Annotated in this window: 12 protein-coding genes; 3 read left to right on the top strand and 9 right to left on the bottom strand. The window is 41.8% G+C overall.

Annotation, left to right across the window (positions count from 1 at the left end):
• Positions 1 to 2,855 (bottom strand): FG-GAP-like repeat-containing protein (locus tag ACTHN6_RS15310; RefSeq protein WP_440436644.1); only part of this gene is annotated, 2,855 nt, incomplete at its 3' end.
• A gap of 48 nt (positions 2,856 to 2,903) precedes the next feature.
• Here ACTHN6_RS15310 and ACTHN6_RS15315 point away from each other — a divergent pair.
• The 3 genes from ACTHN6_RS15315 to ACTHN6_RS15325 all read left to right on the top strand — a co-directional run bounded on the left by ACTHN6_RS15315 (position 2,904) and on the right by ACTHN6_RS15325 (position 6,456).
• A complete protein-coding gene (locus ACTHN6_RS15315) occupies positions 2,904 to 4,709 on the top strand; it encodes a CRTAC1 family protein (protein ID WP_440436645.1) in 1,806 nt (601 codons plus the stop codon).
• A 3-nt stretch (positions 4,710 to 4,712) separates the two neighbouring features.
• Positions 4,713 to 5,543 carry an RnfABCDGE type electron transport complex subunit D gene (locus tag ACTHN6_RS15320; RefSeq protein ID WP_440436646.1) on the top strand — a complete coding sequence of 277 codons (831 nt, stop codon included), beginning with the start codon at positions 4,713 to 4,715 and terminating at the stop codon, positions 5,541 to 5,543.
• A 268-nt stretch (positions 5,544 to 5,811) separates the two neighbouring features.
• Positions 5,812 to 6,456, top strand: coding sequence for a putative colanic acid biosynthesis acetyltransferase (locus ACTHN6_RS15325; RefSeq protein ID WP_440436647.1), 645 nt, complete (start codon positions 5,812 to 5,814; stop codon positions 6,454 to 6,456).
• A gap of 70 nt (positions 6,457 to 6,526) precedes the next feature.
• On the opposite strand, the gene ACTHN6_RS15330 is transcribed toward ACTHN6_RS15325, so the two are convergent.
• From ACTHN6_RS15330 to ACTHN6_RS15365, 8 genes are all read right to left on the bottom strand, one after another.
• A complete protein-coding gene (locus tag ACTHN6_RS15330; RefSeq protein WP_440436648.1) occupies positions 6,527 to 7,264 on the bottom strand; it encodes a LytR/AlgR family response regulator transcription factor in 738 nt (245 codons plus the stop codon).
• On the bottom strand, positions 7,261 to 8,298 hold the full coding sequence (locus tag ACTHN6_RS15335; RefSeq protein ID WP_440436649.1) for a sensor histidine kinase: 1,038 nt from the start codon (positions 8,296 to 8,298) through the stop codon (positions 7,261 to 7,263). The genes ACTHN6_RS15330 and ACTHN6_RS15335 overlap by 4 nt, the downstream gene beginning before the upstream one ends.
• 7 nt (positions 8,299 to 8,305) lie before the next feature.
• Complete coding sequence (locus ACTHN6_RS15340) at positions 8,306 to 8,665, bottom strand: DUF4288 domain-containing protein (protein WP_090658966.1); 360 nt, start codon at positions 8,663 to 8,665, stop codon at positions 8,306 to 8,308.
• A 119-nt stretch (positions 8,666 to 8,784) separates the two neighbouring features.
• Positions 8,785 to 9,603: a LiaF transmembrane domain-containing protein gene (locus tag ACTHN6_RS15345; RefSeq protein ID WP_440436650.1), complete on the bottom strand. Its 819-nt coding sequence runs from the start codon at positions 9,601 to 9,603 to the stop codon at positions 8,785 to 8,787.
• Between the two features lie 128 nt (positions 9,604 to 9,731).
• Positions 9,732 to 10,124 carry a VOC family protein gene (locus ACTHN6_RS15350; protein ID WP_440436651.1) on the bottom strand — a complete coding sequence of 131 codons (393 nt, stop codon included), beginning with the start codon at positions 10,122 to 10,124 and terminating at the stop codon, positions 9,732 to 9,734.
• Positions 10,125 to 10,139: 15 nt separating this feature from the next.
• A complete protein-coding gene (locus ACTHN6_RS15355) occupies positions 10,140 to 10,406 on the bottom strand; it encodes a UBP-type zinc finger domain-containing protein (RefSeq protein ID WP_440436652.1) in 267 nt (88 codons plus the stop codon).
• A gap of 11 nt (positions 10,407 to 10,417) precedes the next feature.
• The gene (locus ACTHN6_RS15360) at positions 10,418 to 12,076 is read right to left on the bottom strand and encodes an FAD-dependent oxidoreductase (RefSeq protein WP_440436653.1); all 1,659 of its coding nucleotides are present in this window, start codon (positions 12,074 to 12,076) and stop codon (positions 10,418 to 10,420) included.
• Positions 12,077 to 12,085: 9 nt separating this feature from the next.
• Positions 12,086 to 13,471 (bottom strand): ATP-binding protein, encoded by a 1,386-nt coding sequence (locus ACTHN6_RS15365; RefSeq protein ID WP_440436654.1) that lies wholly within the window; start codon positions 13,469 to 13,471, stop codon positions 12,086 to 12,088.
• Positions 13,472 to 13,580: the final 109 nt, after the last annotated feature.

Raw genomic sequence — 13,580 nt, forward strand, 5'->3', positions numbered from 1 at the left:
ATGCTGGCATCAGCAGGAAATATCCATCCACGCAAAAAGAGATGAAGGTTATTATTGGATGCTTTATCTCCCAAATCCAACACGAGGTCATGGTCTTGGGCAAGCCCCTGGAATTTGCCCATTTCAAAATTAGATATGTATTGAAAATCGTAAGCTTTTATTTTATCGAGCACATCATCACCATTGCCATCTGTGGCTTTTACGGGATAATGTTTTGCAGCAACAGGATAGAGTTGTTTGCCTGCAAAAGGCGGTGGAGTAAACCGCTCATCGGCAAACACATCCACCGAATCAGGATGATCAACGGCGATGAGTTCAGCCTTGTCGAAATAAACTGCTTCCCAAAGTTCTTCAGTTATTTTAATGGAATATTTGCCATCTTTTGGTTTAATGTTATCACCGGGAATAAGCAGGTATTCTTTGGATGCATCGGAGAAAGCATAGGTGGTATCTTTTCCATTAATGGCCAAAGGCATGCCGAGTGCGCTGCGCCACATCATATCTTTTACAAACTCATACCGCTGTCCATTCCAGGCATACAGGAAAGGGCAGGAGCCTTTGAGTTTTTCCTGCTCAATAAATTTCTGTTTGCGGGAGGGATCACTGATATATTGCGGCATGCCATTCGGCCAGATTATTCTAACCGCATCAAACGAATCACGCACGCCGATACCAAAGTTGGTAAGTGCCCGCCTGATCGTTTTTACCTGGTAGAGATCGCCTGCTTTCAGTTCCACCTGTGCACCTATGCCCAGCCGGTTATTTTTATTATTGCCATAAGACAAACCGGTTAACTGCACCTGCATGTAATGGCTCGAATTGCCGCCATCATTTCTTATAATATAAAGACCGGCGGGGCCTGTCATAAATATATCATCATCGCCATCTAAATTGAGATCGGCGATGGCTGTATGCAAACCTTGTGTGGCCGTTTGCGGCAACATGTTTGAAGCATTACTGAAACCTTTTGTTGTATCGTTATGAAATAATTGTAATCCCTTTGAGCCGTCTGCCGTAGTTCCGGCAACCAAAATATCTTCATGCCCGTCATTATCAAAATCAATAAACGTTACACCGGATATATTTACATTTTTAAGTGCATCAGAAAACACCTGCGATGCCGCGTCGGGCACATACCCGTTTTTGCCGGTGTTTTTAAGCAGGAAAGAGTTGCCGCCTTTTACACCGCCAACAAACAAATCGGGCATGCCATCGTTATTGTAATCTGCAAATGCAATGGCATTGCCTTTATAAGCAAACAGTTTAACAGAATCAGTATAATTGGAGAATTTTGAATGCCTGTTGTTATTTATTAACTGTACCGAACCATTTGTTGTTACCAAGGCTATATCAAGATCGCCGTCAGTATCCCAGTCACCAAAATCCATATCTTTTATACCGGCTGTTAAGACGAGGTTCATGGCACCGGCCTGTTCACTAAAAGTGCCGTCGCCATTATTCCTGAAAAACTTGTTTGTATTGGTACAGCCTACGTATAAATCAAGATCGCCATCCTGGTCAAAATCGGCTATTAAAAGTTTATTGCCGTCGGAAATTTTACTTAAGCCAATATCTTTTCTTACCCTTGAAAAATTGCCATCGCCGCGATTTTGAAACAGCACGATGCCTTTTGTGGTGGATATAAATAAATCCTGGTAACCATCATTATCATAATCTGCAAATGCTGCCGCCAGCTCTTCGGTTTTAAGGTCAACACCGGCAGTGGCGGGCACTTCAGTAAAATTGCCGAAATCTCTTTTAAAAAGAAAATGTGTGGACGTTGAACCGGGCGCGCCAAAACTTGAATAGATATACATATTGCCTGTGCCATCATCATCCACAAGTGCCAAAACAGAACGGCTTGAATTGGCAATGCCCGGTGTGGTAATACCGAGCGTTTGCGAAACATCTGTAAACTTTATATCCTGCCATGAAGCATTATTGTTTTTATAATCGGCCTGCGTAAACCGGCTGTCATTAAAATCTGCATTCACTTCGGGCAAGGCAGGCGGTTCTATTTCAGCCATGCTGATGGCATAAATTCTTGATACTTCCATTACCTTATGAAACTGCTGTATATAATACGCTGCTTTTTCAGGCTGGTTTTTTTGCAGTAAGGCAACGGCTTCTTTATAAGGTGCTGCGGCCAGATCAGAAAATTCCGGCGCTATTTTCTTTATGCTTTGCAGGTAATAAAGTGAAGAATCTGTTTTGCCTTGCGCCGCCAGCAATTCCGTTAATTGCATGCGCACAGTAATGTTGGAAGGATTGACTTCGAGTATTTTTAAAAGATTGTATTGCTGTGCAGCCACATCTAAACTGTTCTTTGCCAGCATTGATAACATATAATACGCTGTCATATTTTTCCCGTCAATGCTTAATACCAGGTTTAGTTGTTTTTCGGCGGCGTCCCTATTGTTTTGCTTTATATAACTGGCAGCCAGTATCTGCATCAGGTCAGTATTCTTTGGTTGTATTTTTAAACCTGCCTGCACTTCTTTTTCAACTTCATCAAACTTGTTTTTATTAAGATAGATCAGGGAAAGATCCACATAGTTCAGAACGTTAGTGGGATCGGCCTTTATGGCTTTCTTAAAAGCTATTTCCGCTTCATTGAATTTGCCGTCATGCAACAAAGTAATGGCATTAATTCTTGGTGAATTATTGCCTGCAGCATCATTTTTTAAATCGTCGGTTTTGTTTTTACAAGCGGTAAAAAACAATGTAAACATGGCGGCCATCGAAACGAAATAAAAGCGAATCAATATTTTACTTGGCATATAAATCAGGCTTACAAAAGTGTGGGTGAAGATAGTAATAATCAACATGACTAATATCACACCTGTTCTATGCATTTCTCTTTATATTTACCCGCATTTATTAAGCTGAAAATATTTTTTGTAATGGGAAGAAAAGCTGCCAAAACAATAGCTGTGGTGATTTTTATCGGCTTGCTTGCCGCAACCTACCTTTTATCCAGGGGTAATTCATTTGCAAACGGCGATACCGTTGCAGACAGCCGGCAAAAAGAAGAGGCTTTAAAGAAATACGGTTTTTATCTTGAGCCTGTAAATAAAGCAGCCGGTATAACGTTTACGCATATTTGCCCTGATGTTGATCCTAAACTGGAGCATATTAAAATGCAGATTGCTTCTATGGGCGCTTCTGTTTCTGTTTGTGATTTTGATAATGACGGCTGGAACGATCTTTATTTTACCAACAGCAAAACCGGCAGTAAAAATGCTTTATACCGTAACCTTCGCGATGGAAAGTTTGAAGACGTAGCGGACGCCGCAGGCCTTGCTGATGTAAACACAAAAGGCACGGGTGTTTCAATGGGTGCGGTCTGGGGAGATTATGATAACGACGGATTTAAAGACTTGCTTTTATACAAATGGGGAAAGCCTGAATTGTTTAAAAATATTGATGGGAAAAGATTTGAACGTGTAACAGATGGCAGCGGCCTGCCGGCCTGGGTGAACGCCAACAGCGCTATATGGTTTGACTTTAATAATGATGGCCTGCTTGATATTTTTATTGGCGGATATTATAAGGAAGATATTAACATAGATAGTTTGCACACCACCAAAATGATGCCCGAGAGTTTTCGCTATGCCAATAATGGCGGCAGAAAATATCTTTTAATGAACATGGGGAGTGGCAGGTTTAAAGATGTGGCGGAAGCGTATGGCATCACTTCCACCAAATGGGTGCTTGCGGCTGCGGCTGCAGATTTTAACGGCGATGGCTTTCCTGAATTATATGTTGCCAACGATTATAATGTGGATGAATTTTATTTGAATGAAGGCGGGAAAAGATTTGAAGAAAAAGGTAATGCCGCCGGTGTTGGCCGCATACCTAAGAGTGGCATGAGCGCTTCACTTGGCGATATAAATAACGATGGAAATATTGGCGTGTATACAACTAACATTACAGAGAAAGGCATATTGATACAAGGTAATAATTACTGGCTGCCCAACAGTGAGAATATGAAAGATAACCCATCGTTTGTAAACCTTGCGCAAATTTCAGGTATTGAAAATGCAGGCTGGGCTTATGGGGCACAGCTCGGCGATTTAAACAATGATGGTTATATGGATTTGTATGTTGCCAATGGGTTTATATCAGCTAAAAAAAATACCTCTTACTGGTACGATTATTCAAAGGTAACAGGCGGTAACAGCACTATCATCGGCGATGCCAAGAACTGGCCCGATATGCAGGGTAAAAGCCAGTCAGGTTATGAAGAAGATAAAGTATGGCTGAATAACAGCGATGGCCTGTTTGAAGATGTATCAGGCAAGGTTTGCCCGCCCGCCACTTATGATGGACGTGCCGTAGCCCTGGCCGACTTATGGAACCGTGGTGTGCTGGATGTAATTGTTGCCAATCAGAATAATATACCGTTGGTTTATAAAAATGATGCGGGCAATAACAATCACTGGGTTGATTTTGATTTGGTGGGAACAGTGTCTAACACAGATGCTGTTGGCGCCAAAGTGATGGTTGAATGGGGCGGTGGTAAAAAGCAGGTGCAGGTGGTTACCGGAGGCATGGGCTTTTCTTCGCAAAACCAGCACAGGCTTCATTTTGGTTTGGGCGAGAGTGATAAAGCAGATAAAGTAACTGTTTACTGGCCTTCAGGCCATGTGGACACAATAGAGCATCCTGAAATAAATAAACTGCATATTATAAAAGAAACCAAATAGCTGATGGAACAGGAATTAAAAGCAGAGCGCTTGCCAAAAACCAATGCGTTTTCCCAGTGGATAAAAAATAATTTTCAATATATACCGCCCGCCTTTATTACACTTATATTGTTGGTGGGCCAGTTTACGTATGGCATTTTAGACAACTACCTAAGCCTTGTTGTAGCTATTGGTACATCCGTAATATCGGAGATGATATTGGCAAGAACCATTTTAGGCACAAAAAAAAATCTTGCCAGTGCTTATATAACAGGCATAAGCGTGGGCATATTGATAAGATCGAATGTTATATGGCCCTATTTTATTACGGCTTTGCTTTCTATTCTCTCTAAATATGTATTGCGTTATAAGGGCAGGCATTTATGGAACCCAAGCAATTTTGGCGTTTCATGGATGCTTTTTTTGAGCAGCATGAATGTTGCCGGCCTTAGCATACAGTGGGGCAGCAACCTCGCCGCTATGTCGGTTATATGGATGTTGGGGTTACTTATTGTAAACAGGGCCAAAAGGCTGCATGTAACTATAGCCTACGTTATAAGTTTTATCCTGCTTGCTTATATACGCTGCCTTATTACAGGCGATGCTTTTCTGGCAGAACTATCGCCGCTTACCGGGCCAATGTACCAGTTGTTTATTTTCTTTATGATTACAGACCCCGGAACCTCTGTATCTACTAAAAAAGGAAGGATTATAGTGGTGATACTCGTAGCGCTTGTTGAATTTATTTTGCGCCTCAACCATTTTATCTATGCGCCGTTTTATGCCTTATTCCTTGTGGGCCCGGTAGCGAAATATATTGATTTAAAAAGACAAAGCCCGATGCAAATAAAATAACTCCAGATTTTTCCTGCATTAATGCAGGCTGTGCTACGTCTTCGCAAAGCCGACTATTATAAAGCTTTAAAGAGCTTAACAGGCAGGTATTTTTATATGCGGAAACCGGGGGGGTTAAACTGTAGCAATTATTTAAAGAATCCTAACCGCTTTTCCTTTTATACGGTCAATTTTTTGTTTTTTTTCAATTGAAAAATTGAATAAGTTTGTTAGCGATACCACTATGAACTGTTTGTGAATTTTTAATCCGTTACCAAACCTGCATGTTATGCAATTCCAAAACTTAAAAAACTTCAGGCTGCCTGAGGGCTTCCGGGGAAGGCCTGCCTGGTATGTACAAAGCTGGTGGCTTGTACAAATGCTGCTCTTTAAAACCTCACCGCAATTTATGTATGGCTGGAGGCGTTTTTTGCTGCGCAGCTTTGGCGCCAGGATAGGCAGAAAAGCTATCATAAGGCCTACCGTGCACATACAATTTCCCTGGAAGCTGGAAGTGGGCGATTATAGCTGGATAGGAGACGATGTTGTATTATATAACCTTGGCAAAATAAAGATCGGCAGCCATTCGGTAGTGTCACAACGGTCTTATTTATGCACGGGCAGCCATGAGCATAACAAAGAAACGTTTTCCATATATGCTGAACCTATTGTTATTAACGATCAATGCTGGCTGGCTGCAGATGTATTTGTTGCGCCGGGCGTGCATATCGGCGCGGGTACCGTGGTGGGTACAAGGTCTTGTGTGTTTGAATCATTGCCCGAAGCTAAAATTTGTTTTGGCAGCCCTGCTGTGGTGGTGAAAGACAGGATATGTTTACAGGATAGTTTAAAAGTTGCGTTTACCAGGCCGCTGGAAATGCTGCCAATAGAATTATGGGCAGGTTATAACCCGGCATCGAGGGGTGAGTGGTAATAATGATGCATAAAAATTGCATCCTGAAGCCTGCGGCTTGCCGTAATAATGAATCGCTTACAAGCCTGCCCTAAATCCCCAATACTTCTTTCAATTTAGCATATCCAGATTTGCTTACCGGTATTTTAGGGCCGGTAGAAAGCAGCAAGAGATGATTATCTTTTTCGTATGCATCTATTCTTGTTATGAGCTGTGTATTCACGATATAAGAACGGTGTACGCGCACAAACTGAAAGGCCTGCAGCGATTCATCAAAATACCCCATTGTTTTCTTTTTAAGGAAGGAACCTTCACTGGTAAAAATCTTTACATAATCATCGGCAGCTTCCAGGTATTGTATTTGCGAAACGGGTATTATTTTAATCTTGCTGCCGTCTTTTACCACCACGCGGTTTTGCTGCACAGGCGATTGGCCTGCCGCTTCCAGTACAGCCTCTGTTCTTTGCGCAACAACAGGTTTTTGTTGCTGCAAATATTTCTGTATGGCTTTCTCAAAGCGGTCTTTGCTGAAAGGCTTTAATAAATAATCTATTGCATTGCTTTCAAAAGCCTTGATGGCATATTCATCAAAAGCGGTTGTAAATATTACTGCAGGCGGTTCTTCTATCAGTTCCAGCATTTCAAACCCGGTTATCTTAGGCATCTGTATATCAAGAAAAATAAGATCAGGATTATACTGGTTAATGGCTTTCAGGCCTTCAAAACCATCATTACATTCCGCTGCAATATTTACAGCGGAATAGGCCTGTAAATATTCTTTTACAATACTCCTGGCCAGCGGCTCATCATCAATAAGAATTACATTCATATAGCTTGAGGAATAAGTATAGTGGTTATAAAATTATTTTCTTCTTTTTCTGTGGTTAATAAATCCTGTCTTGCAAACAGCAGGAATAACCTGCGCTGTATGGAAGGCAGCCCAAAACCGGTGCCTTTTAATGGCTGCGAAGTTTCAGGATCAAAAGGATTTTTTACTGATACGATAAGGCTGTTATCTTTTTTGAATGCATGTACCTTTATCATTACTTCGCCTGTGGTATCGTATAACCCGAATTTAATAGCGTTTTCCACTACTGGTTGCAACAGTAAAGAAGGCAACTTCAGATCAAGCGCAGCTTCTTCACAAATTATATCAGTTTGCAAGCGGTAACCAAACCGCACTTTTTCAATTTCGAGGTATAGTTCAAGGTATTGCATTTCTTCTTTCAGCGTATTCCATTGCTTTTCGTCTTTCTTTAAAGTGCCGCGTAAAAATTCACTCAACTGGTTTATCATGTGCCTTGCCTTTTCGGGCTGAACAGCCGTTAAAGCGCTGATAGAATTTAAACTGTTGAATAGAAAGTGCGGCTGTAATTGCTGCCTTAATTTATACAGCTCCGCTTCTTTTGCCAGTTGCTCTGCCTCTGTTCTGCGTTCATTCATTTCTTTTTGCTCCTCCTGGTTATACCATAATAAACTTATCATTGCAATACAACTTACCAGTAAAAAACCTACCCCGAACCTTATGCCTGCCGTATGCTGTGACAGCTCGATATAATGCACATCGTCGCCCAGAAAAACATTAAACAGGAATTTTGACAGCAGCGAACCCATGCCGCTTACACATATACCTATAAAAAGTATGTACCAGTATTTTTCACGCTGGGGCAAATAATACCGCATATTATTTACTATAAGAAAAGAAATGCCGCCCAGCAATCCAGATGTTACAAGCGTGTCAATCAGAATTTCATATACAGTGAATGAGAGCTCCGAAAGCACATATGCATGCACGGCACTTACAATAAGCCACCAGCTTACGTTAAGAAACAGCAATCCCCTGTTTGATGTGCCTGTTATCAAAAGATGTTTAATTTAACTGCATGGTTGTATGCAAGAAGTTTTCCTGCAGGTGCGAAGCCCGCATTAATGTAAGCTTGGTGTATATTTCACCATTCTCTTCTTCGGAAATGCGGGAATAAATTTCAACGCCATCGTTTAAACTGTTTAGCTCATGCACTTCGCTCACATCTATAAACCGCCAGTGTACAGGCTTATCTGCAGCGTTTAGAAAATTATCCTGCTCTTTATGCCCGAATAATCTTGCTTTCTGAAATGCATGTAATTCATCATCGGCGCTTATTAAACGTAATTGCTCATCAAACTGCGGTGTGTGCGCGCCATCTCCGCATAATATTCTGTAAACCAGTTTAGCGAGATACCACTTCATAGATTTAATGTATTTGTTTGATTATAGAATAACTTGTATAATATGTAATAACCGGCCTGTTGCACAGCGCCTGCCGCAACTATGACATCATTAATAGTGCAAAAGGTTGCTGCCGGGATTTAATAATTTCTTATTTCAATTCCACCGAATACGCAGGCGCCTTTCAGGATAATCGTTTTATTGGCATCGGGCGATGAAATGTTTACCTGCCGCTTATCTTCTACGCCGCCAAACACAGCCGTCATACGGTTTTTAACATTCCAGTTGCCCGGTAAAATGAGCTTTGCCCCGCCAAAAACGGCATTTATTTCAAGCTCTACTATTTGCTTTATGTCGGCCTGTGCAAGGTTAATCTCCGCACCGCCCATGAAGGCATTTACCTCACCGCCCATAAAATTTTTCGAAAGAATAAGTTTGTTCACGCTGCCGAAAACAGCATTTATCTCTACAAATTCCGCATCTGCCGCATCATTTTCTTTAGTGTTTACAGGTTCTGTTACTATATTGGTTATGGCAGGATTTGCAAATTTGGTGTTCATTTTTTCTTCGAACCTGTCCCATTTCCGGTAAAATCTTTTGTCGTGCGAGGTATGTGGCTTTATTATAAAAACAATCCCAATAAGTATAAAAATGCCAGGCCACAAAAATTTATCCATATGTGCATCGGGCATAATATCATTTATCAAAAAAGCACTGCCGATGATCATCATTATGTAGCCGCCTGCATTTCTGAACCCGCTTTTAAGGCTGATAAGCAGGCCTATGCCAATCAGCAGCATGGGCCAGTCAAACATCCAGGCTGGTATGTCGGCGCCCACCTGCCTTGCAAGTAATAAGCCGCCTACAATTAGCAGTAATATGCCTGCCCAAATACGGCCGCTGCCATTATCGTGCATCTGCCTTCTCCATTCTTCCCTTCTTCTTTCTTGGCTGTCCATTTGATTGTTTTAATTTGTGATACAAAAATATTGAGGAGATTTTTTGGTATAAAGGTGCTTTAGGTTTGGCCGCTGATAATGTAGGTAAAACCCTGAAAGCAGTAGGTAAATGCTTTGGAGTTGTTCTTTTACCCCAACTGTTTTCCTATTTCCCAATGCAGGCCGCAAACATCTATCAGTCTTCCCAGCCTCCATCCATGAGCTTCACTTACGGGGAAAACTTCCACAGCGCCTGCTGCCAGTGCCGTTTTGAACATGGTATCCGGATCGGACACTGTTAAGATCATTCTTACCGTGTTACCTCCAACATTTTCCGGCTCATTGCTTTTATCAGCAGCATCGCTAACCCAAAATACCGAGGCTCCAACAGATAGTTTAACAACTGCATTACCATCCGGATCTTCAAGCCGATAAGTTTCTATTGCATTAAAGGCAGCTTTATAAAAACTAACTGCCTTAGCGCTATCATTAACTGAAAGCCAAGGCGCAATGGAAGCTGGTGTTATTGTATTATCAGGCATAGTTTAAAAACTTTATCAGTATTCCGCCATTACTTCGTCTTTATAACACCATAACCATCTTTCACCAGGCTCGGCGGAGATAACAACCGGGTGGCCGCTGCGGTGATAATGTTTGGTGGCGTGTTTATGTGGCGAACTATCACAACACAGGGTAGCACCACAGGTTTGGCAGGTTCTTAAATGTACCCACTCGCCCCCGTTTTTTATACACTCTTCACATACCAGTTCTTTAGGCGGTTTTATTTCGGTGATGGACTGAATGTGCCCGCATACTTCGTTCATAGCGATATTATTTATATTTCAGCAAGATATTTATGCACAAAACTTATGGCCATAGACCCTTCGCCAACGGCAGACGCCACACGGTTCATGGCGCCGGCACGCACATCACCTGCCGCAAAAATGCCCGGGCAGCTTGTTTCCAGTAAATACGGATCGCGTTCCAGTTTCCATGCCTTGTGAAAATTCTCACACAGGTTTAAATCCCTTCCAGTTTCAATAAAACCTTTATTGTTTGTTATTACCAAACCATGCAGCCATTCGGTATAAGGTTTTGCGCCAATGAAAATGTACAGTGCGGCTGCATCCACGGTATGGGTTTCGCCGGTTTCAACCTGTTTTATTACCAACTGCTCCAGCCGTTCATTGCCCCTGGCTTCCACTACTTCACTCAAAATGCAAACAGTAATATTATGTACACTTTTTATCTGGTCTATTAAATAAGAAGACATGGTATAAGACAGGCTATCCTTTCTTATTAAAATAGTTACCTGCCTGGCAAACTTGGAAAGATACATGGCTGCCTGCCCGGCCGAATTACCACCGCCTACAATAAAAACATCTTTGCTTTTGCAGGCCAGCGCTTCTGTATTGGCTGCGCCGTAATAAACGCCTGCGCCCGTAAATTTTTCTATCCCGGGCGTTGAAAGCTGCCTGTAATCAACACCGGTTGTAATTACGATTGATTTGGTCATGATAGAACTGTCATCTTCCAAAATAATCTTCTTGTAATTATCCTGCAATTCAATGCTTTTTACAGTTTGCGGCGAAAGAAAATCTGTACCAAATCTTTTCGACTGCGTAATGGCCCTTTTAGTAAGATCTGAACCGCTTAAACCCGTTGGAAAACCAAGATAATTTTCAATACGTGAACTGGTGCCTGCCTGGCCGCCGGGCGCTTTTCTTTCTATTAATAAAGTTTTTAAACCTTCAGATGATCCATATACAGATGCCGCCAAACCAGCCGGGCCTGCACCAATAATTACAACATCATATATCTCGTTTTTGGCTTCTGGGTTTAAACCAATGTGCCTTGCCACATCAATGATTTTAGGGCTCAGCAGCAGCTTCCCGTCTTCAAAAAATATGGCCGGTAAATCTTTGGCTTCAATATTATTCAATTGCATGAGCTGGTGCGCATCTTCCGAATTTGCATCAAGCCATTGATAGGGAATAAGATTGCCGGATAAGAATTCTTTTATTTCATGGCTTTTTGGAGAGAATTGATAACCTACCAGTTTTATGCCTTTAAACTCGGGATGAAAACTGTTCTGCCAGTCATCCAGCAAATCGTCCAATACCGGATATAATTTTTCTTCAGGAGGATCCCAGGGCTTGGTAAGATAATAATCAAGCTTAACGGTATTGATAGCTTTTATGGCAGCGTCTGTATCAGAATAAGCAGTGAGCAAAACTTTTTTGGCGTCGTCATAAAATTCCATTGCCTGCGTTAAAAAATCAACGCCCTGCATTTCAGGCATGCGCTGGTCTGAAATAAACATGGCTACGGTTTCGCCTTTATTTTTTAGTTCCAGCAAGCTGCCTAAAATTTCTTTTGCAGATGAAGTGCTGAGCACGCGGTATTCCTGCCTGAATTTATTTTTCAGGTCGCGTGTAATGGCACGTAAAACCTGAACATCGTCGTCTATTACAAATATGATTGGCTGATTCATGTAGTTTATTTAAATGGGAAGGCAAACTTCAAAAATTGTTGCGCCCGGCGCTGATTTTACTTTTACGGTGCCGTTATGCTGCTGCATAATCCGGTTTACCACGTCAAGCCCGAGGCCGCTGCCCTTGCCCATTTCTTTGGTTGTAAAGAAAGGCATAAATATCTTTTGTTGTACATCCTCCGGAATACCCGGGCCGTCATCTTTAATATACACTTTTACAAATTTCTCATCATGCCCTGATGTTATGGTGAGATTGCCTTTACTATTTATTTCCATTGCATCAATAGCGTTATCAATTATGTTTGTCCATACCTGGTTCAGCTCGCCGGGAAATGCTTTTATTGCAGGGATGGTTTCATCAAAATCTTCTATTACATTAATATTGCCTTTGCGCAGTTTATAGTTCAGCATAGCTAATGTATTGCGTATGCCGGTATGGATATTTACTATTTGCCTGTCAGCATCTTTATCCATAAAAGTAAAATTTTTAACTGCGCCCACGAGGCCTGATATGCGCTCTGCCGAAATGCGGATGTCATCCGCCATTTTATGTGTAACAAGATAATTGCTTACCCACTCAATTAACACAGGTAGTTCCTGCGGCGCAGAACATGTTTTAAATACATCCAGTTCACTGCTTGTAAAACCTTTTTCCACTAGGCCTTCTGTGTCGGTATTCTCAAGGCCATTATCATAAAGCCAGTCGCTGATCTCATCTTCCAATGAAGCTTTTTGCATAAAGCTTAGTGTTGCAGGTTCTGTATTGATTTTTGTATTGATGAGGTTACTGATCTTATCAATTCGTTCAGCAGGTATCTGCAATCCCGAAACCTTTTTAAATAAATGAGGTAATTGGTTTATCTGGGTTTGCAATAGCGCAGCCGCTCTTGATATGGCGGCTGCGGGATTATTTAATTCGTGTGCAAGCCCTGCGGAGAGTTTGCCCAGCGCAAACATTTTTTCGTTTTGCTGTTGTATAGAAGTGAATTCACGAACGCGGTTTATCATCATATGCACCAGCGTTTCCGTTAGTTCATAATTATCCGCCATGCCCGCCTTTATTTTTTCGGCACTGCATTTAAAAACACTTGATTTTTCCAGGGCTTCACCAAAGGCCGGCGTAATGGTTGCCCTTGAATAGGGAAGGAAACCGGTTACCTGGCCTGCATCCAATATGCGCAGTTCTCTCTGCTTACCCTGTTGCACAACGCATATACGCAGTTTGCCGCCAAGCACAATATATAATTGATTAACCGGGTCGCCGGCATTAAATAATAAATCGTTTTGTTCCAGTTCCACTATTTCGCCCTGGCTTATCAGCCATTGTAATTGGACAGCGGGAATATTATGAAAATCGCTAAATGCCCGTAAGTGTTCAACAGTAAGTTCCTTCATACAAATAATTAAAGATAGTGCTGTCTGCAAGTTCAGGTGTATTCAATTACCGGCAAAAGAAAAGTTAAGTGCTGCGGGCTGGCGCTATGAGACTGGTTGATTGGAAACC

The organism is Parafilimonas sp., from assembly GCF_051953455.1.
GTDB lineage: Bacteria > Bacteroidota > Bacteroidia > Chitinophagales > Chitinophagaceae > Parafilimonas.